This is a genomic window from Streptomyces sp. NPDC111628, from assembly GCF_055635195.1.
Genome location: NZ_JBVKBZ010000006.1, coordinates 701,761 through 724,488, shown reverse-complemented (window position 1 = coordinate 724,488; position 22,728 = coordinate 701,761). Strand labels below are relative to the sequence as shown.

The window sequence follows — 22,728 nt, the reverse complement described above, 5'->3', positions numbered from 1 at the left end:
ATCAGCTCTCCAGGTTTTCCCGCGCCATGGCCAGCAGATCGTCGAGGCCCATCGCGTCGATGTCCCCGTCCGCTTCGCCAAGCTCGCTGTCACCGGTCTCGGTGTCGCGTGGCTGGGGTTGGGATGTCGCACCGCCGGCCAGGCCGAGCACTGCGTCCAGCAGGCCGGCGGAGCGGAAGCGTTCCAGTGGAATGTCGGCCACCAGCCGACGGAACTCCTCTTCCTCGATGTCCGCGGCGAGCCTGTCCAGCAGGTGTCGCGTCAGCGCGCGGGGCGTCGGGTAGTCGAACAGGGTGGTGGTGGGCAGTCGTGTTCCGAGCGCCGTCGACAGCTTGTTGCGCACCTCGACGATGCCCATGGAGCCGAAGCCGAGGTCCAGGAAGCCTCGTTCCGTGTCGATGGCGTCGGCCTCGTCGTGGCCAAGTACCTCCGCGGCCGTCGTCACCACCAGGTCGAGAACGGCTTCTTCCCGATCGGATTCAGCCGTCGCGGCCAGAGCACGCCTGAACGCACCGTCGTTCTGCGGGCCGTCGGTGCCGGGGCCGCCTGTTCCGGCGGTCCCGGCAGTTCCGGCAGTGCGGGCCACCTCGGCCAGCAGCGGGCTCCGCCGTGCCGAGGCGTAGACGTCGGCGAATCGCGTCCAGTCCACGTTCGCGACGACGGTCGCCCCGTCACCGCCCACCGCGTCGGCCAGCACCGTGATCGCTGCTTCGGGGCTCATCGGGCGCAGTCCTCGTTCGATCAGTCCACGCTCGAAGTCGGCTTCGTCGGCCGCCATGCCCGTACCGGCCCACGGGCCCCAGGCGATCGCGAGCCCAGGGAGGCCTTGGGCGCGCCGCAGATCCGCCAGCCCGTCGAGGTAGGCGTTCGCCGCCGAGTACGCCGCCTGCCCCGCACCGCCCCACACGCCGGCGATGGAGGAGAACATCACGAATGCCTCCAGCGGCCGGTCCTGCGTCAGTTCGTGCAGGTGCCATGCCGCGTCGGCCTTCGGAGCCAGGATCCGCGCGGCGCGGTCGGGGGTGAGTTCAGCGAGCGGCCCCCGGTCGGAGACGCCGGCCGCGTGAAACACGGCGGTCAGCTCGGGGAGCCGGTTCAGCAGCTCCTTGAGCGAGCGCTCGTTCGTGATGTCGCACGCCTCGATCGAGACGGCCGCGCCCAGTTCACCGACTCGCCGCGCCAGATCGGCCGCGCCATCGGCGCTCGCACCGCTACGGCTCACCAGGACGATACGCTCGGCGCCGTTTGCGGCCAGCCAGTGCGCGACCTGGCCGCCGATCGCGCCGGTACCGCCCGTGACCAGAACGGTGCCGTGCGGTTGCCACGGAGTCGCCGGGTCGGGCTGTTCGGCCCGGACGAGCCTGCGGCCCCAGGCCGCTGCGTCGCGGATCGCGGCCTGATCCTCGGAGCGGTCCGCCAGCAGAGCGCAGAGAAGTTCCCCCTCGGCGACGTCCCAACCAGGACGCAGATCGATGAGGCCGCCCCAACGCTGCGGTGATTCGAGAGCCGCGGTCCGGCCGAGACCCCAGACCGCCGCCTGCTCGGGGTGGACCACGGGGCCGTCGGACGCAGGGGATTCCGTGGGCGGGACGGAGACCGCTCCTTCGGTGACGCACCAGAGCTGCGCGTCTATCTCGGCGTCCTCCATCGCCTGGAGGAGGGTGAGGACGTAAGTCAGTCCCTCCCGCTCGGACGGCGTCTGGCACAGGACACCCCGCACCGGACCCGACTCGGCGAGCACGGTGGCCATCGCCACGCGGTCGGTACGACTGCGGACCAAGAGCGGGTCCGCACCGGCCGCCGAGAGCGCCGCCGCGAGAGCGGTTCCGTCCGCACCTTCGGGGAGTGCGAGGAGCCAGCGCCCCTCAAGTCGGCCGGGCGGGAGGGCGAGTGGGGCCCAGCCAATGCCGTAGCGCCAGGAGGTCGATGCCTCGGCAACCGGGGCGGGATCGCCCGCGATCCAGTAGCGCTGGCGTTGGAAGGGGTAGGTCGGCAGGTCGACGGTGCGGGATCCCGTGTACTGGGCGGCCCAGTCGAGTTCGATGCCGGACGTCCACAGGGCGGCCAGGGCGGTCACGAACGTGTCCGTCTCGTCCTGGCCCTTGCGCAGACATGCGGCCAGCACCGGCTCGTCGTCACGGATGCCCGCAACCAAGGCGGACAGGACGGCATCCGGGCCGACCTCCAGCCACGTCGTCACGTCTGTAGCGGCGTTCACGGCGTCGAGGAAGCGGACCGGTTCGCGGACCTGCTGGACCCAGTACTCCGGGTCCGACCAGCCCAGTTCGCACCGGGCCGTGGCCTGATACCGCATCGACGGCTCGCCGAACTCGACCGACTCCAGCACGGCACGGAAGTCGTCCAGCATCGGCTCCATCAACGTGGAGTGGAAAGCATGGCTGACGTTCAGACGCTTGCCGTCCAAACCCTCCAGCGCATCGAGAGGCCCTGACACCACAACCGAGGAGGGGCCGTTGACCGCCGCGAGACCGAGACCGGGGCGGCCCTCGATCGCGGTAAGTGCGTCGGTCTCGCTCATGCGCAGGGCGACCATGCCACCGCCCTCCGGCAGTGCGTCCATCAGCCGGCCCCGCGCCGCAACCACCCGGCAGGCGTCCTGCAACGACCACACACCCGCCACATGCGCAGCCGCCAGCTCACCCACCGAGTGACCGATCAGCACATCCGGCCGCACACCCCACGACTCCAGCAACCGGAACAACGCCACCTCAACCGCGAACAACGCGGCCTGCGCATGCACCGTCCGGTCCAGCAGCTCGTCGTCCCGCACCTCAAGACCGGCGCACACCTCGTCAAACGCGGCAGCGAACACCGGGAACCTCGCATACAGCTCACGGCCCATACCGACCCGCTGCGCACCCTGACCCGTGAACAACGCGGCCAAGCCACCGCCACGCACCGACCCACGCACGTCCCCGCCCGACCACACCACCGCACGATGGTCAAACCGAGAACGCAGAGCGAGCGAACGGGCAACACCCTCCGCAGGAGCATCCAACCCGCCGAGCGCGGCGAGCAGTTCCTCGACCCCCTCGGCGGACTTCGCCGACACCGGCCACAACGCCACCGGGATTTCATTGGGCTCTTCTGCAGATTCCTCAGGAGCCTGTTCCAGGATGACGTGGGCGTTGGTGCCACTGAATCCGAACGAGGAGATACCCGCCCGGCGCGGGTGACCCGTCTCCGGCCACTCCACCGTCTCCGTCAGCAGCCGCACCTCACCCGAAGCCCAGTCCACATGCGGCGACGGCTCGTCCACGTGCAGGGTCTTCGGCAGCACACCATGCCGCATCGCCTCCACCATCTTGATGATCGAAGCGACACCCGCAGCCGCCTGCGTGTGACCAATGTTCGACTTCAGCGACCCCAACCACAGCGGACGTTCATCCGTCCGCTCCTGGCCGTAGGTGGCCAACAGCGCCTGCGCCTCGATCGGATCGCCCAACGACGTCCCCGTCCCGTGCGCCTCCACCGCATCCACCTCAGCAGCCGACACACCGGCACTCGCCAACGCCTGCCGGATCACCCGCTGCTGCGACGGACCATTGGGGGCGGTCAGGCCATTGGAGGCGCCATCCTGATTGACCGCGCTGCCCCGGACCACCGCAAGCACCCGGTGCCCGTTGCGACGCGCATCCGACAGCCGCTCCAGCACCAGCATGCCCACGCCCTCCGACCACGCGGTGCCGTCCGCTGCGGCACCGAAGGCCTTCACCCGGCCGTCGGGGGAGAGTCCGCGCTGACGGCTGAACTCCACGAAGGCTTCGGGCGTCGACATGACGGTCACACCGCCGGCCAGCGCGAGGTCGCACTCGCCGTGCCGCAGCGCCTGCGCCGCAAGATGCAGGCTCACGAGAGACGACGAACAGGCCGTGTCCACCGTCATCGCCGGACCCTCGAAACCGAAGGTGTACGAGATGCGGCCCGACGCCACGCTGCCCGCGTTGCCCGTACCGACGAGGCCTTCGAGGTCGCCGAGGTCCACTCCTTGGGCATAGTCCCGGTACATGACGCCGGTGAACACGCCGGTGCTGCTGCCGCGCAGCGAGGCCGGGTCGATGCCCGCACGCTCGAACGCCTCCCACGACGACTCCAGCAGCAACCGGTGCTGCGGGTCCATCGCCAACGCCTCACGCGGCGCGATCCCGAAGAACGAGGCGTCGAACTCCGCCGCGTCATGCAGGAAGCCACCGTGCCGTACATAGCTGTGCCCACGGGCGTCCGGGTCGGGGTCGTACAGAGCGTCGAGGTCCCAGCCGCGGTCGACGGGGAAGCCGGTGACCGCGTCCACGCCTCCGGTCACGACCTGCCACAGGTCCGCGGCGGAACCGATGCCACCCGGGAAGCGGCAGCCCAGCCCCACGATCGCGATCGGCTCATCGGCGACGGCCCTGTGCTCCCGTACCTCGACGCTCTTGCTGGTGCCGCCCAGTTCTGCCTCGATGTAGGCGGCGAGCGCCCGGGGCGTCGGGTGATCGAAGACCAGGGTCGCGGGCAACCGCAGCCCGGTGGCTTCCTTGAGGGCGTTGCGCAACTCGATCGAGGTCAGTGAGTCGAAGCCGAGGTCCTTGAAGGCCTGATCGGGTCCCACTGCGTCGGCCGACGGGTAACCGAGGGCCCCGGCGACCAGGCGCCGCACCAGTGGCAGGGCTTCGGTCTCCGTCACGACCGGTACCGGACGCCGGGTGACGGTTCTGACCAGGGCGCGCAGCAGCGGGTGCACCGTCGTACGGGGTGCCAGATCGAGGCCGGCCGCCACCTGGACGGTCGCGCCACCGGCAAGGGCACGGTCGAGGAGGGCGAGCCCCTCGTCGGTGCCGAGTTCACGGACGCCGGAGCGGGCGATGCGGGCCCGGTCGGCGGAGGACAGTTCGGCGGCCATCCCGGTCTCCCAGGGCCCCCACACGATCGAAGTGGCGGGCAGACCGAGCGTGCGCCGGTGGGCGGCCAGGCCGTCCAGGTAGGCGTTCGCAGCCGCGTAGCCGGCCTGCCCGGCGCTGCCGAGTACGGCGGCGATGGAGGAGAACAGCACGAAGGCGTCCAGCTCGAGGTCCTGAGTCAGCTCGTGCAGGTTCCGGGCCGCGTCCGCCTTTGCGGCGAACACCTTCCGGAGACTCTCGTGCGTCAGGTCGGTGATCACTCCGTCGTCGGTGACACCGGCGGCGTGCAGTACCGCCGACCACGTGTCCCGCCGAGCCAGCAGCCCTTCGACGGCGTCCCGGTCGCCCAGGTCGCAGGCGACGATCTCGATGGACGCGCCGAGGCCGGTGAGTCGCTCGGCGAGCTCCCGCGCGCCAGGGGCGGACGTACCACGCCGCCCGACCAGAACGAGGTCGCGGACTCCCCACCGTACGACCAAGTGCTCGGCGACAAGGGCCCCGAGGGCACCGGTCCCCCCGGTCACCATGACGGCACCGTCCCCGACTGCCGGCTCGCCCGCTCCCCCGGCGGCGGCGCGGGCCAGCCGCGGCACGCGAACCGTTCCCGTGCGCACGGACGTCTGGGACTCGCCGGTCGCGACAGCGCTCGCGATGAGGGTGCGGTCGTCGCCATCGACCAGTACGAACCGGTCGGGGTGTTCGGTCATCGCGGTGCGCACCAGGCCCCAGACCGCGGCATGGACGGGATCGACGTCGGTGACGTCGGCGACGTCGGTGTCCACGGCGCCACGGGTCGTCAGGACCAGGCGCGACTGGCCGGTTCGCTCGGTGCCGAGCCACGTCTGGAGTTGTTCGAGCACACCCCCCAATACCTCGTCCGGAGCCCCTGTGGGCACGGTCAGCGCGACCAGCTCGGGCAGTTCGGGCAGGTCCAGAGCCTCGTCCAGGGTCGCGAACCACACGAGGTCGGCAGCGGCCGGAGCGGGGACGGGCATCCAGTCGAGGTCGAACAGCAGGTCGCGGCTAGCCGAGCGCAGCGCGCCCGGTTCAAGGACGCGTACGGCCAGTTCCTCGACGGCGAGCACGGTACGTCCGGACTCGTCCAGGGCGCTGAACACCAGACCGGGTGACATCTTGACGCGCAAGGACCCGGTGCTTCCCGCCGCGGCCGACACACCCCGCCAGTTGAACGGCAGTCGTGTACCCGGCTCGCTCGGCAGGACCGCTGCCAGGTGGAGAATCGAGTCCATGAGTGCCGGGTGCAGGGTGTACCCGGTTCCGTCCAGCTCTGACAGGGCGATCTCGCCGTAGACGTCGTCGCCGTGCCGCCATGCGTTCTGCAGTCCTCGGAACGCCGGGCCGTATGCGAGTCCGGACTCCGCGAGCCCCGCATACAGGTCGTCAACGTCGACGGGCTCGGCACCCCCCGGCAGCCAGTCCTCGGAACCCGCACTGGGCACCGACCCGGTGGCGAGGGCTCCGGCAGCGTGACGCGTCCAGGGAGCATCCGCCGTTGTACGGGCGTAGACGGCGATCTCCCTGCGGCCCTCGGGATCGGGCGCCGCCACGGTCACCTGAAGCTTGACCTCGCCCGTGCCGGGCAGAACCAGCGGTTCCTCCATGGTGAGGTCCTCGATGCGGTGCAACCCGACCTCGTCACCGGCGCGCAGCGCCAGCTCGACCAGGGCGGTGCCGGGAAGGATCACGGTGCCCGCCACCCGGTGGTCCGCGAGCCAGGGGTGCGTGTCTACCGACACCCGTCCGGTGAGCAGGACGCTGTCGGATCCCGCCACTCGTACGACGGCGCCGAGCAGAGGGTGGCCCGCCTCCTCAAGGCCCGTCCCACCAACTCCGGCCGACACCTCGGGGGCGTCGAGCCAGTAGCGCTGGCGTTGGAAGGGGTAGGTCGGCAGTTCCACACGCTGGGCGCCGGGGTACTGGGCGGCCCAGTCGAGTTCGATGCCGGACGTCCACAGGGTGGCCAGGGCGGTGACGAAGGTGTCGGTCTCGTCCTGACCCTTGCGCAGGCACGGCGCCAGCACCGGCTCGTCGTCGCGGATGCCCGCGACCAAGGCGGTCAGTACGGCGTCGGGGCCGACCTCCAGCCACGTGGAAGCGTCTGCCGCGTTCACGGCGTCAAGGAAACGGACCGGCTCGCGGACCTGCTGGACCCAGTACTCCGCATCCGACCAACCCAGTTCGCACGAGGCCGTGGCCTGGTACCGCATCGACGGCTCGGCGAACTCGACCGACTCCAGCACGGCACGGAAGTCGTCCAGCATGGGCTCCATCAGCGTGGAGTGGAAAGCATGGCTGACGTTGAGACGCTTGCCGTCCAGACCTTCCAGCGCATCGAGAGGCCCTGACACCACAACCGACGCCGGGCCGTTGACCGCAGCGAGACCCACCCCGGGACGACCCTCGATCGCGGCGAGCGCGTCCGTCTCGCTCATGCGCAGGGCGACCATGCCGCCACCCTCGGGCAGTGCGTCCATCAGCCGGCCCCGCGCCGCAACGACCCGGCAGGCGTCCTGCAACGACCACACACCCGCCACATGGGCCGCAGCCAGCTCACCCACCGAGTGACCGATCAGCACATCCGGCCGCACACCCCACGATTCGAGCAGCCGGAACAGCGCCACCTCAACCGCGAACAACGCGGCCTGCGCGTGCAACGTCCGATCCAGCAGCTCGTCATCGCGCACCTCAAGACGGGCGCACACCTCGTCAAACGCGGCAGCAAAAACGGGGAACTTGCCGTAGAGCTCACGACCCATACCGACCCGCTGCGCACCCTGACCCGTGAACAACGCGGCCAGACCACCGCCACGTACCGTTCCGCGCACATCACCACCCGGCCACACCACCGCACGATGATCAAACCGAGAACGCGACACCAGCGAACGGGCAACACCCTCAGCAGGAGCGTCCACATCGCTCAGCACGTCTACCAACTGCTGAGCCGCGTCCGACGACTTGGCCGACACCGGCCACAACGTCACCGGAGCACTATCCGTCGGCTGTGCGACCGGCTCCTCGTCAGGAGCCTGTTCGAGGATGACGTGGGCGTTGGTGCCACTGAATCCGAACGAGGAGACACCCACCCGGCGCGGACGGCCTGTCTCCGGCCACTCCACGGCCTCGGTCAGCAGCCGCACCTCACCCGAAGCCCAGTCCACATGCGGCGACGGCTCCTCCACGTGCAGGGTCTTCGGCAGCACACCATGCCGCATCGCCTCGACCATCTTGATGATCCCGCCGACACCGGCAGCCGCCTGAGTGTGGCCGATGTTCGACTTCAGCGACCCCAGCCACAACGGCACACCCTCCACCCGCTCTTGGCCGTACGTCGCCAACAGCGCCTGCGCCTCGATCGGGTCACCCAACGTGGTCCCCGTCCCATGGCCCTCGACCGCGTCGACCTCGGCGGGCGACAGACCGGCGCTGGACAGGGCCTGCCGGATCACCCGCTGCTGCGACGGACCGTTCGGAGCCGTCAACCCGTTCGACGCACCGTCCTGATTGACCGCACTCCCCCGCACCACCGCAAGGACCCGATGCCCGTTGCGACGCGCATCCGACAACCGCTCGACCAGCAGGACACCAACGCCCTCGCCCCAGCCCACACCATCGGCCGACGCACCGAACGCCTTGCACCGCCCGTCCGAGGACAGTCCGCGTTGGCGGCTGAACTCCACGAAGGTCTCGGGCGTCGACATGACGGTCACACCGCCGGCCAGGGCCAAGTCGCACTCGCCCTGTCGCAGTGCCTGCGCCGCGAGGTGCAGGCTCACCAGAGACGACGAACATGCCGTGTCCACCGTCATCGCCGGACCCTCGAAACCAAAGGTGTACGAGACCCGACCCGACGCCACACTGCCCGAGTTGCCCGTCCCCAGGTAGCCCTCGATCTCGTCGGGCACCTGGGCTATCCGGGAGGAGTAGTCGTGGTACATGACGCCGGTGAAGACGCCGGTGCGGCTGCCACGCAGCGAGGCAGGGTCGATGCCCGCGCGCTCGAACGCCTCCCACGACGACTCCAGAAGCAGCCGCTGCTGCGGGTCCATCGCCAACGCCTCACGCGGCGCGATCCCGAAGAACGAGGCGTCGAACTCCGCCGCGTCGTAGAGGAATCCACCCTCCGTGGAGTAAGTGTGGCCGACGGCGTCCGGATCGGCGTCGAAGAGAGCAGCGGCGTCCCAGCCACGGTCGACGGGGAAGCCACCGATCGCCTCGTCGCCATCGCGTGTCAACAGCCACAGGTCTTCGGGAGTGCGGACGCCGCCGGGGAAGCGGCAGCTCATCCCGACGATCACAATGGGGTCACCGTCGTACGCGGTGGCCGTCGCCGCGGCGCCGTCCTGCCGACGCGCGTCGCCGGTGAGTTCCTCGATCAGGTGCTCGGCGAGCGCGGCAGGGCTCGGGTGATCGAACGCCAGGGTCGCCGACAGCTTCAGTCCGGTCGTGGCGTTGAGCCGGTTGCGCAGCTCCACCGCCGTCAGGGAGTCGAGACCGATCTCCTTGAAGGAACGGTCGAGTCGCACGCTCCCGGAGGCGTGCCCGAGGACACCGGCGACCTCGGCGGCCACGAGCCCGCGGACGGCCTCGGCCAACTCGGCGGGCGGCAGTGCAGCGAGTCGTGCGGCTGCCGCGGGGACGGCACCACGCACGGCGGCGGCCCTGCGCGGCCTGCTCCGCCGGCTCATCAGCGCGAGGGGAGCCACAGCCGCGGCTTGGTCCAGGGCCAGGGCGGTGACGACCGGAAGCCCGCTGCTCAGAGCCTGGTCGAAGAGATCCAGACCGCGTTCCGCCGTGAGCCGGTCGATGCCGTTGCGGCGCATGCGGGCGACGTGAACGGCGGACAGGTCCGCGGCCAGTCCCTCCTCCCAGGGCCCCCATGCGATCGACGTCGCGGCACGACCGCGGGACGCGCGGTGGGCCGCTAGGCCGTCGAGGTAGCCGTTGGCGGCCGCGTAGGCCGCTTGGCCGGCGTTCCCCAGGACGGCAGCCGTCGAGGAGAACAACACGAACGCCGCGAGGTCGTCTCCGCCCAACTCGTCCAGATGCCGGGCCGCATCGGCCTTGGCGGCCATCACCCCGGCCAGGCGCTCTTCGGTCAGAGACTCGATCATCGCGTCGTCGGTGACGCCTGCGGCGTGCACGACTGCGGTGACACGGTGAGCCGCCAGGAGGTCCGCGACCTGGTCGCGGTCCGCCACATCACACGCGACGATCCGCACGCGGGCGCCGCGCCCGACCAGCTCTGCCTTCAGCGCGTCGGCGCCCGGGACATCCGGCCCGCGGCGCGAGGCCAGCACCAGGTCGGTGACCCCGTGCCCGACGACAAGGTGTCGCGCCACCAGAGCGCCCAGTGCACCGGTACCCCCGGTGACCAGCACGGCGCCGTCACCGAACCCTGTCTCCTGCTCACCCGGACCGACGGCTGTCAGCCGGGGAGTCAGCACGACCGAGTCCCGGACGGCGAGTTGCCCCTCGCCGGGCACCAGCGGAACCCCGACGAATCCCGTGGCGATGTCGATGTCGATGTCGATGTCGATGTCGAGCAGGGTGAAGCGGTCCGGCGTCTCCAGCTGGGCCGCTCGGACCAGGCCCCAGACGGCGGCTTGACCGGGGTCGACATCTTCGTCGGCGACGGCCACGGCCCGGTGCGTCACGATCACGATCCAGTCGTCGGTGCTCTCCCGCAGAACCGAGAGGACCTGCGCGGCCGACTCCGCTCGCACGACCTGGACCCCTTCGTCCTGGCCGAGCGAGGTGACGGGCTGCCACGCGAGCCGGTACAGCCCCTGCCGTTCAGGCACGGCCGCGGGCCGCAGCACCATCGACTCGACCGTGGCGACCCGATCTCCGTGCGCGTCGTAGAGGGACAGCGCGGTGTCGTCTCCGTCGGCGACGATACGGGCGCGTATCTCGGACGCGCCGCTCAGGTGGAGTTCGACGCCCCGCCACAGGAAGGGCATGAACGCTTCGGCACTGGTCTCGGGACGGAGCAGGCCGATCGGGTGAAGCGCGGCGTCCAGCAGAGCCGGGTGCAGGCCGTACGGCGTGGCTTCCCCGCCCTCGGCCGGGAGCCCGACGTCGGCCAGCACCGCGTCCCCGTCCCGCCAGGCCGCCCGCAGCCCTCGGAATGCGGGACCGTAGTCGAGTCCGGCCTCAGCGAAGGACGCGTAGTGCCCGTCGACGGCGACAGGCTCCGCACCGGCCGGCGGCCACGCCGAACTCCAGGTGCTCGCCTGTCCGACTCCGACCATCGGTGCCAGGACGCCCTTGGCATGCCGGAGCCAGTCACCGGTACCCCGGGAATGGATGGTGATCTCCCGCTGCCCGTCGTCACCGGCCCCGCCGACGGCGACCCGCACCGCGACTTCCCCGGACAGGGCGAGGGGAGTCTCGATGACGAGTTCCTCGACGCGCTCGGTGTCCAGCTCGGCGCCGGCCAGCAGCGCCATCTCGAGGAAGGCCGTGCCCGGAAGCACGATCGTGTCCGCGACCACGTGATCGGCCAGCCAAGCGTGTTCCGTGGCCGCCAGCATCCCGGTGAAGGTCGCTCCACCGGTCTCGGGGTCGTGCAGCACGGTGGCGAGCAGCGGATGCTCCACCCGGTCGATCCCCACGGAAGTGAGGTCTCCACCGCCGGCTACTGGCCGCTCCGGCCAGTAGCGTTCGTGCTGGAAGGGGTAGGTCGGCAGGTCGACGGGGCGGGCTCCCGTGTACTGGGTGGCCCAGTCGAGTTCGATGCCGGACGTCCACAGGGTGGCCAGGGCGGTGACGAAGGTGTCGGTCTCGTCCTGGCCCTTGCGCAGGCACGGCGCCAGCACCGGCTCGTCGTCGCGGATGCCCGCGACCAAGGCGGACAGCACCGCATCCGGGCCCACCTCCACCCACGCGGAAGCATCTGCCGCCTTCACGGCATCCAGGAAACGGACCGGCTCACGCACCTGCTGGACCCAGTACTCCGCATCCGACCAACCAAGCCCACACAAGGCCGTGGCCTCATACCGCAACGTCGGCTCACCGAACTCCACCGACTCCAGCACGGCACGGAAGTCGTCCAGCATCGGCTCCATCAGCGCGGAGTGGAACGCATGGCTGACGTTGAGACGCTTACCGTCCAAACCCTCCAGCGCATCGAGAGGACCAGAAACGACCGCCGAGGAGGGGCCGTTGACCGCAGCGAGCCCGACACCCGGCCGACCCTCGATCGCAGCGAGCGCGTCCACCTCGCCCATCCGCAGGGCGACCATGCCACCGCCCTCCGGCAGTGCGTCCATCAGCCGGCCCCGCGCCGCCACCACCCGGCACGCATCCTCCAACGACCACACACCCGCCACATGCGCCGCAGCCAGCTCACCCACCGAATGACCGATCAGCACATCCGGCCGCACACCCCACGACTCCAGCAACCGGAACAACGCCACCTCAACCGCGAACAACGCAGCCTGCGCATGCACCGTCCGATCCAGCAGCTCGTCGTCCCGCACCTCAAGACCGGCGCACACCTCGTCAAACGCGGCAGCAAAAACGGGGAACTTGCCGTAGAGCTCACGACCCATACCGACCCGCTGCGCACCCTGACCCGTGAACAACGCGGCCAAGCCACCGCCACGCACCACCCCGCGCACATCACCGCCCGGCCACACCACCGCACGGTGATCAAACCGAGAACGCAGAGCGAGTGAACGGGCAACACCCTCCGCAGGAGCGTCCAACCGGCCGAGTCCGGCAACGAACTCCTCAACCGCCTCGGCCGACTTCGCCGACACCGGCCACAACACCACCGGCGCAACCTCAACCGGTTCCTCAGCCCGCTCCTCAGGGCCCTGCTCCAGGATGACGTGGGCATTCGTACCGCTGATCCCGAACGACGAGACGCCCGCCCGGCGCGGACGACCCGTCTCCGGCCACTCCACGGCCTCGGTCAGCAGCCGCACCTCACCCGAAGCCCAGTCCACATGTGACGAAGGCTCGTCCACGTGCAGGGTCTTCGGCAGCACACCATGCCGCATCGCCTCCACCATCTTGATGATCGAAGCAACACCCGCAGCCGCCTGCGTATGACCAATGTTCGACTTCAACGAACCGAGCCACAGGGGGCGTTCCTCGGCCCGCTCCTGACCGTACGTCGCCAGCAGCGCCTGCGCCTCGATCGGGTCACCCAACGACGTGCCCGTCCCGTGCGCCTCCACCGCATCCACCTCAGCAGCCGACACACCGGCACTCGCCAACGCCTGCCGAATCACCCGCTGCTGCGACGGACCGTTCGGAGCCGTCAACCCGTTCGACGCACCGTCCTGATTGACCGCACTCCCCCGCACCACCGCAAGCACCCGATGCCCGTTACGACGCGCATCCGACAACCGCTCGACCAGCAGGACACCAACGCCCTCGCCCCAGCCCGTCCCGTCGGCCGACGCACCGAACGCCTTGCACCGCCCATCCGGAGACAACCCCCGCTGGCGGCTGAACTCCACGAAGACCTCCGGCGTCGACATGACCGTCGCGCCGCCGACCAGGGCCAGGTCGCACTCGCCCTGGCGCAGGGACTGGCCGGCGAGGTGCAGGGCGACCAGCGACGACGAGCACGCCGTGTCCACGGAGACCGCGGGGCCCTCGAAGCCGAAGGTGTACGCGATACGGCCCGAGGCGACGCTGACGGCGGTCCCGGCCAGGACGTGTCCCTCGACGTGGTCGCGGCGGCCTGCTCGCAGCGGCACGGTGTAGTCGTTGCTGATGACGCCGGTGAACACACCGGTGCGGCTGCCGCTCAGCCGGTGCGGGTCGATCCCGGCGTGTTCGATCGCCTGCCACGAGGTTTCCAGGAGCAGCCGCTGCTGCGGGTCCATCGCCAGCGCCTCGCGCGGGGAGATGCCGAAGAACGAGGCGTCGAACTCGGCGGCGTCGTAGAGGAACGCACCGCTTGTGGCGTAGGTGGTGCCGATGGCATCGGGGTCGGGGTCGACCAGCGTGCCGAGGTTCCAGCCGCGGTCGTCGGGGAGTCCGCCGAGTCCCTCCCCGCCGTTCACCAGGAGCCGCCACAGCGCGTCGGGCGAGGTGATGCCGCCGGGCAGGCGGCAGCCCATGCCGACGATCGCGAGCGCGTCGTCGTCGGAGGCGTCACCGGTCGGGTGCGGGGACTCGGGGCGCGCGGTCGCGGGCGACGGCTCCAGTCCACCCGCCAGGTGGGAGACGAGCGACCCCGGCGTGGGGTAGTCGAAGATCATGGTGGCGGGCAGGCGGAGACCGCTGGCGGCGGTGAGCGCGTTGCGCAGTTCGACGGCCGTGAGGGAGTCGAAGCCGAGTTCCTTGAAGCTGCTGTCGAGGGAGAGGGCTGCCGCGTCGGCGTGACCGAGCACGGTGGCCATGGTCTGCCTGACCAGGGTGATGAGTTCGCTTTCGCGCTCGGCCGGGCTGAGGGAGGTCAGGTCGGGGGTGCTGCCCGTACCGGCGACGGCCCGCCGCGGTGCGACACGGACCAGCCGGTGCATCAGGCCCGGCACGTTCGCCCGCGCGGTCAGGTCGAGGCGGGTCGCCACGACACCCGGTTCGGCCTGGCCGACGGCCGCGTCGAGCAGGGTCAGGCCCTGTTCGACGGTGAGCGCGATCATGCCGTCGCGTGCGGTCCGGCGGGCGTGGGCGGCGTCGAGGCCCGCGGTCATCGCGCTGGCCTGTTCCCACAGGCCCCAGGCGATGGAGACGGCGGGCAGGCCGAGGGCCTGTCGGTGGGCGGCCAGGGCGTCGAGGAAGCGGTTGGCTGCGGCGTAGCCCGCCTGTCCGGCGTTGCCGAACACTCCGGCCGCCGACGAGAACAGGACGAACGCGCGCAGGTCGTGGTGGCGGGTCGCCTCGTGCAGGTTCCAGGCGGCGTCGGCCTTGGCCCGCATGACCGCGGTCACCTGCCGCGGGGTGAGGGTGGCGATGACGCCGTCGTCGGTGATGCCGGCGCAGTGGACGACCGCGGTGAAGGTGCGTCCGGCGGTCAGGGCTTCCACCTCGGCACGGTCGCCGAGGTCGACGGCCACCGTCTCGGCGTGCGCACCCAACTCGGCCAGGTCGGCGACCAGTTCGGTGGCGCCCGGAGCGGCAGGGCCCCGGCGGCTCGCCAGCACCAGGTGTCGTACGCCGTGGTGCTCGGCCAGGTGGCGGGCCGTGAGGGCGCCGAGCGTGCCCGTGCCGCCGGTCACCAGGACGGCGCCGTCGCCGAAGGGAAGGGCGGACGGGATGGTCAGTGCGACCTTGCCGATGTGGCGGGCCTGGGAGACGAACCGGAACGCCTCCCGCGCCCGCGACAACTCCCAGGTCCGGACAGGCAGCGGTTCCAGTGTTCCGGCCGTGAAGAGGGTCAGCAGCTCGTCGAACATCTCGGCGGTCCGCTCGGGGCCGGCGTCGACCAGGTCGAAGGCCTGGTAGGTGACGCCGGGATGGGACCGGTCCACCGCCGCCGCGTCCCGGACATCGGTCTTGCCCATCTCCAGGAACCGGCCACCCTCGCTCAGCAGTCCGAGCGACACGTCCACGAACTCACCGGCCAGCGAGTTCAGCACCACATCCACGCCACCGGACACCCCATCGGACGCCCCACCGAAGGCAGTGCCGAAGTCCACCGAACGGGAACTGGCGATCCGCTCCTCCGGAACACCCATCCCCCGAAGGACATCCCACTTGCCCTCCGACGCGGTCGCATACACCTCCGCACCCAAATACCGGCAGATCTGCACCGCCGCCATCCCCACACCACCAGCCGCGGCATGAACCAACACCCGGTCCCCCACCCCGACCCCACCCAGATCACGCAACGCATACCAAGCCGTCAAAAACACAATCGGCACCGAAGCCGCCTGCTCCCACGACCACCCCTCAGGCACCCGGCACACCATCCGCGCATCCGCAACCACCACCGGCCCGAACGCACCCGACGCCATCCCCATCACCCGGTCCCCGACCCGCACCCCCACCACACCAGGACCCGTCTCGGACACCACACCAGCACCCTCACCACCCAACTCCACCGCACCCGGATACATCCCGAGTACCGACATGGCGTCCCGGAAGTTCACGCCGGCGGCGCGTACGTCGATCCGCACCTGGCCGGGGGCCAGCGGGCGGGCCGCCTCGGGGGCGGGGGTGATGGTCAGCCCGTCGAGGGTGCCGGTGCCGGTCGAGGTCAGGCGCCACGGTCCGGCCGGTGGCGTCGGCAGGTCCTGCGGGACGGGGACCAGGCGCGGCACCTCGACGCGTCCGTCCCGTACGGCGCTCTCGTCCTCGCCCGCTCCGACGGCGGCGGACAGGGCGCTGACGCCGGTGTCCTCGGCACCGGCCCCGGTGTCGACGAGGGCGATCCGGCCGGGGTTCTCCGACTGGGCGGAGCGCACCGCGCCCCACACCGCGCAGGCCGCGGGGTCGGGTGCCGTGCCGGTCGCGCGGGAGGTGACGACGACGAGGCGGGTGTCCTGGAGGTGCTCTTCGCCGAGCCACTGGGCGATCAGCGCGACGGTCTCGGTCGTGGCGTCCCGTGCGGCGGCGGCGCGGTCGGCCGTGTCGGCGCGCAGGTCCGGTGCCAGCACGATGCGGTCGGGGCGGACGGTGCCCGCCGCGGTGTCGGCGCCGAGTTCGGCCGGTGTGCGGAAGTGCGGGAGGCCGAGGCCGGGCAGTGCGTGGCCGATCGTCACCCAGTGGGCGGTGTCGGCGGGTTCGAGCACCGGCGCGGGTTCCCAGGCGACCCGGTAGAGGGGGTGGTGTGCCGTCGGGGCGGTCGCGGGCCGCATGGTCAGGGAGCCGATACGGAGCACGGGGGCGCCCGTGAGGTCGGTGGCCGTGATGTCGATGGCGTCGCCGTCGGCGGGTGAGATCCGTACCCGCAGGGCGGTCGCTCCGGATGCGGCGGCGCTGACCACGGTCCAGGAGAACGGCAGCAGGACCTGGCCCGGTTGGTTGGTGTGCGGGCCGAACTCCATGGCGTGCAGGGCCGCGTCGAGGAGGGCGGGGTGCACGATGAAGGCTTCGGCCGCGCGGGCCTCGGGCAGTACGACTTCGGCGTAGACGTCGTCGCCGTGCCGCCAGGCGGCGCGCAGGCCCTGGAAGTCGGGTCCGTAGCCGAGGCCGGCCGCGGCCCGGTCGGCGTAGAAGTCGCCGATCTCGACCGGCTGGGCTCCTTCGGGCGGCCAGGTGCCGAAGTCGTCGGAGGGGGCCGCGGCCGGTTCGGGCGCGAGCAGGCCGGTCGCGTGCCTGGTCCACTCCTCGTCGGTCTCGGTGCGGGCGTGGACGGCGAGTGCGCGGGTGCCGTCCGGTGCGGGGGCGTCGGCGGTCACCTGGATCTGGACGGCCTCGCCGTGCCGCAGCACGAGCGGCGCCGCCAGGGTGAGTTCCTGCATGAGACCGCAGCCGGTCTCGTCACCGGCCCGCAGGGCGAGTTCGACGAACGCCGAGCCGGGCAGGACGACCTGTCCCCGGACCGTGTGGCCGGTCAGCCACGGGTGACCGGCGAGCGAGAGCCGGCCGGAGAGGACGACGGAGCCGGTGTCGGCGAGGCCGACGACCGCGCCGAGCAGTGGGTGGGCGGCGGCCCGCAGACCGGCGGTGGTGACGTCGGCCCCGGCGTCGCCGGAGGGGAGCCAGTAACGTCGCCGCTGGAAGGGGTAGGTGGGCAGGTCGGTGGTGCGGGCGCCGTCGAAGTAGGCGGCCCAGTCGGCCTCGGCGCCGTGTGCCCACAGGGCGCCCAGCGCGGACACCGCCGTCTCGGCCTCGCCGCGGCCGGCGCGGAGGGTGGGCACGGTCAGCGGTGCGTCGGACGTCTGGGCGACGAGTGCGGTCAGGACCGGGTCGGGGCCGATCTCCAGCCAGCGTGTCACGTCGGGGGCGGCCAGGACGGCGTCGGCGAAGCGCACCGGGTTGCGGACCTGGGCGACCCAGTACTCGGGGTCGCTCCAGTCGCCGGTCGTGTCCGTTCCGCCGGTGGGGATCACGTCGATGGCCGGTGGGTGGCTCCGCGCGGCCTGCACCACGGTCCGGAACCCGTCGAGCATCGGTTCCATCAGGTGGGAGTGGAAGGCGTGGCTGACCCGCAGTCGCCGGGAGCGTACGCCGTCGGCCTCCAGCGCCTCCAGGGAAGCGGCGAGCCGGTCGAGCGCGTCGTTCGTGCCCGAGACGACCAGCGCGTCCGGGCCGTTGACCGCGGCGATGCCGGTGTCGGGGAGCAGCAGCGCGCGTACCCGCTCCTCGCTCGCCCGTACGGCCAGCATGCCGCCGCCCTCGGGCAGGGCGTCCATCAGGGCGCCGCGGGCCACGACGATGCGGCAGGCGTCCTCGAGGGACCAGACGCCGGCGACGTGGGCGGCGGCCAGCTCGCCGACGGAGTGGCCGATCAGCACGTCGGGGGTGACGCCCCACGAGGCGAACAGCCGGTACAGCGCCACCTCGACGGCGAAGAGCGCGGGCTGGGCGTTGCGGGTCCGGTCCAGGAGGGTGGCGTCGTCGCCGAGTACCGCGGTCCGTACGGTGTCCGGCAGGTGGGCGCAGACCTCGTCGAAGGCGCGGGCGAACGCCGGGAAGGCGGCGTGGAGTTCGCGTCCCATGCCGGGGCGCTGGGCGCCCTGGCCGGTGAAGGTGAAGGCGGTGCGGCCGCGTACGGCGACGCCGTCGATCCGGACGCCGGGCCACAGGACGGCTCGGTGGTCGAACGCCGATCGGGTCACGGCCGTGGACAGGCCCAGGTCGGCCGGGTCGCCGTCGAGTCCGGCGACCGTTTCGGCCAGGGCGTCCAGTGCCTCGGGGGATTTCGCGGACACCGGCGTGGGGGCGACGGGCAGGCTGATGCCGGGGCGTTGTTCGTGCTCGGGCGCCTGCTCCAGGATGACGTGGGCGTTGGTGCCGCTGATGCCGAAGGAGGAGACACCCGCGCGGCGCGGTCGGCCGGACTCGGGCCAGGGGCGGGCCGCGGTGAGCAGCCGGACGTTGCCGGAGTTCCAGTCCACGTGCGGGGTGGGCGCGTCGACGTGCAGGGTCCTGGGGAGTGTGCCGTGCCGCATGGCCTGGATCATCTTGATGATCCCGGCGACGCCCGCCGCGGCCTGGGTGTGGCCGATGTTGGACTTGATCGAGCCGAGCCAGAGCGGTTCGTCGCGGTCGTGGCCGTAGGCGGAGAGCAGTGCCTGGGCCTCGATCGGGTCGCCCAGGGCGGTGCCGGTGCCGTGTGCCTCGACGGCGTCCACGTCCGCCCGGGTGAGCCCGGCGGCGGTCAGCGCCGAGTCGATCACCCGTTGCTGGGAGGGGCCGCTGGGTGCGCTCAGCCCGTTGGAGGCGCCGTCCTGGTTGATCGCCGAGCCGCGCAGTACGGCCAGTACGGGGTGGCCGAGGCGCCGGGCGTCGGAGAGCCGCTCGACGACGAGGAGTCCGGCGCCCTCGGACCAGCCGGTGCCGTCGGCCGCCGCCGCGAAGGGCTTGCAGCGGCCGTCGGGCGCGAGGCCGCGCTGGCGGCTGAACTCGACGAAGGTGGTGGGTGTCGCCATGACCGCGACACCACCGGCGAGGGCGAGGTCGCACTCGCCCTGGCGCAGCGACTGGGCCGCCAGGTGCAGTGCCACCAGCGACGACGAGCAGGCCGTGTCGACGGTGACGGCCGGGCCTTCGAGCCCGAGCAGGTAGGCGATGCGGCCGGAGACCACGCTTCCGGCGCCGCCGGTGCCCAGGTATCCCTCGATGTCCTCGGGGACGGACGTCAGCCGGGAGAGGTAGTCGTGGAACATCGCTCCGGTGAACACGCCGGTGCGGCTGCCCTTGAGCGTGTCCGGGGCGATCCGGGCGCGTTCGACGGCCTCCCAGGCGACTTCCAGCAGCAGCCGCTGCTGCGGGTCCATGGCCAGCGCCTCGCGGGGGGAGATGCCGAAGAAGGCGGCGTCGAAGTCGGCGGCGTCGTAGAGGAATCCGCCGGTGCCGACGTAGCTGGTGCCGGCCGCGCCGGGGTCGTCGTCGATGAGGTCCGCGAGGTCCCAGTCACGGTCGGTGGGGAACGGGCCGAGGCCCTCGCGCTCGGCCAGAACCAGGTCCCAGAGTTCGTCGGGTGAGCCGATGCCGCCGGGATAGCGGCAGCCGATGCCGACGATCGCGATCGGTTCGTCCGGCTGTGCGGTGCTCCTCCGCAGGGCCGGTGCGGCGGTCTTGCGTACGGTCCCGGTCAGTCTGGCGAGCAGCTCGGCGGCGAGTTCGGTGGGCGTCGGGTGGTCGAAGACGATAGCGGTGGGCAGGTGGAGGCCGGTCGCGGCGGCCGCCGCGTTGCGCAGCCGCACGGCGAGGGCGGAGTCGAAGCCGAGTGCCTTGAAGGCGCGGTCGGGGTCGATGTCGCGCCGCCCGGTCAGTGCGGCGACCGCGTCGAGCACCAGGTCGAGCAGCAGGGCTTCGCGCCGGTCGGCGGTCAGGGCGGTGACCCGGGCGCGCAGCGCGGCGACGGCGGCCGGATCGGACTCGGGGAGGCCGGTGGGCCCGTCGTGATCGTCGCGGCGTACGGCCCACAGGACGGGTTCGTCGCCGCCCAGGGCGACGTCCAGGGCGTCCAGGCCCTGGCGGGTGGTCATCGGGAGGGAGTCCTGGCCGGAGGGGGCGACGGTCTCGTCGTCCTCGGTCCACAGCCGGCAGGCGAGGAGCACGGCCGGCAGGCCGGCGGCGCGCCGTGCGGCGAGGAGGGGGTGTGCCGCGTCGGGCTGGTCGGCGGGCGGTTCGCCGTCGGGCGCGATGAGCACGAGCCGGCCCGTGCCGAGGGCCGCGGCGCACTCGGCGGCCTCCGGTCCGGCGAGGGCGGTGTCGGGCCCGGTCACGACGACGGCCGCGTCGGGCGTCCGGCCCAGTTCGCGCAGCGCGATGGCCGGCGGCTTCGTGGAGACGACGGCCGTCATGCCTTGCGCGTCCGTCAGGTGGTCCGCGAGCGGCGCGAGCAGTGCGGCGTCGGGGCCGTTGAGCAGGACCGTTCCCGTTCCCACCGGGCGCAGTGCGGCGGCGGGCACGCGCTCGTGGCCTGCCCCGTTCCCGGTCGGGCGCAGCAGTGCCGGGTGGCCCGCTCCGCTCACGGTGAGCAGCCGGGCGGGGAGTCCGGCGAGGGCCCGGCGGGTCACCTTTCCGGAGCCGGTGCGGGGGATCGAGGTGATCGCGTAGAGGCGGTCGGGCAACTTGTAGGCGGCCAGCCGGTCGGCCGCCGCCGCGAGGAGGTCGTCGGGGCGCAGGCCGGTGTGCTCGTCGACGACGAGGTAGCCGACGGGCACCTCGCCGAGGATCTCGTCGGCCTGTCCCGCCACCGCCACGTCCCGGACGCCCGGTCCGCGCAGGGCGTCCTCGACCTCGCCGGGGTGGATGTTCTCGCCGCCCCGGATGATGAGTTCCTTGAGACGGCCGGTGAGGGTGACGAAGCCGTGGGTGTCGCGTACGCCGAGGTCGCCGGTGCGGTACCAGCCGTCGCGCAGCGCCTGCTCGGTCTCCTCGGGGCGGTCGTGGTAACCGAGCATCACGTTCGGCGCGTTGACCCAGATCTCGCCCTCGGTGCCGGGCTCCGCGACGTCGCGGCCGGTGTGGGGGTCGACGAACCGCAGCGAGAGGCCGGGCAGCGGCAGGCCGCACGAGCCGTGCGGCACCAGCTGGCCGGGCGGGGACATGGTGATCGCGCCGGAGGTCTCGGTGCTGCCGTAGCTGTCGGTCAGCGCGATCCCGAAGGTCTCGACGAAGGAGCGGCGCAGCGCGGGGCTCGCGCCGGCACCGGTCACCAGGCAGGCGCGCAGGGCCGAGGTGTCCAGTTCGCCGTCGCGTGCGGCGCGCAGGATCTGCTCGTACACCGCGGGCACGCCGACGAGCGTCGTGCAGGGTTCCGCGCGCAGGGCGTCGAGGACGTCGTCGGCCGAGTACCCGGGCAGGATCCGCGTGGTGGCGCCGACGGAGACGGCGCCGACGACGCACATGACGTGCGCGAGGCTGTGGAAGAGGGGCAGCGGCCAGAGCAGGCGGTCGTCCTCGTCGAGCCCGAAGACGGAGGAGTAGGCGGTGGCCACGGACCAGAGCGCGTGCCGCTGGGTCGCGAGCACTCCCTTGGGGCGCCCTGTGGTGCCGGAGGTGTACAGCGACCAGGCGATCTCGTCGAGCCCGAGGTCGTCCGGCGGCTCCTGGGCGGGGTCCGTCGCAGCGAGTGTCCGGTAGGCGTGCGGGCCGGCGGCGGCCTCGCCGTACGTGCCGGGCTCGTCGTGCGCCGCGCCCGTGCCTTCGTCGTGGGCGTCACCTTCGCCGTAGACGTCGCCTTCGTTGTACGCGTCGCCGTCGTCGAGCAGGACAACCAGGTGCGGCACGGTCTCGGGGTCCAGCCTGCCCAGCCGCGAGCGTTCGGTGATCAGCGCGGTCGCGCCGCTGTCGGTCAGGATGTGGGCGATCTCCGCGGGAGCGGCGTGCGGGTTGACCGGGACCGCGACCCCCGCGGCCCGGGTGACGGCGAGGAAGGCCTCCACGAACTCGACCCGGTTGCCGACCAGGAGCACGACCCGCTCGCCGCGTCGCAGGCCCAGCCCGGCGAGGTGTCCGCCGATGCGGCGCGTGACACGGTCCAGTCCGGCGTAGTCGACGGCGCGCCGCTCGTCCCGGTAGGCGGTCTTGCCGCCGTACCGGGCCGCCTGGGTACGCAGTACGTCCGGCAGTGGACGAATCAGCTCCTGGCGCACCATCTGCTGGACTACCCCCTTGGTCGGGCGGGCGCTTCGCGGCTCCGGAGGCGGTGGCCCCGGGCGCGGCGGCAAGAGACACATGATCAACACGCCCGCACGTTCATTCTGGGCAGCGAGGGGTGCCC

Annotated in this window: 1 pseudogene; it reads right to left on the bottom strand. The window is 71.9% G+C overall.

What is annotated here, in order from left to right:
* Positions 1–262: 262 nt before the first annotated feature.
* Positions 263–22,549 (bottom strand): annotated as a pseudogene (locus ACZ7MF_RS32545) (SDR family NAD(P)-dependent oxidoreductase); the annotation flags it as partial.
* Positions 22,550–22,728 lie beyond the last annotated feature (179 nt).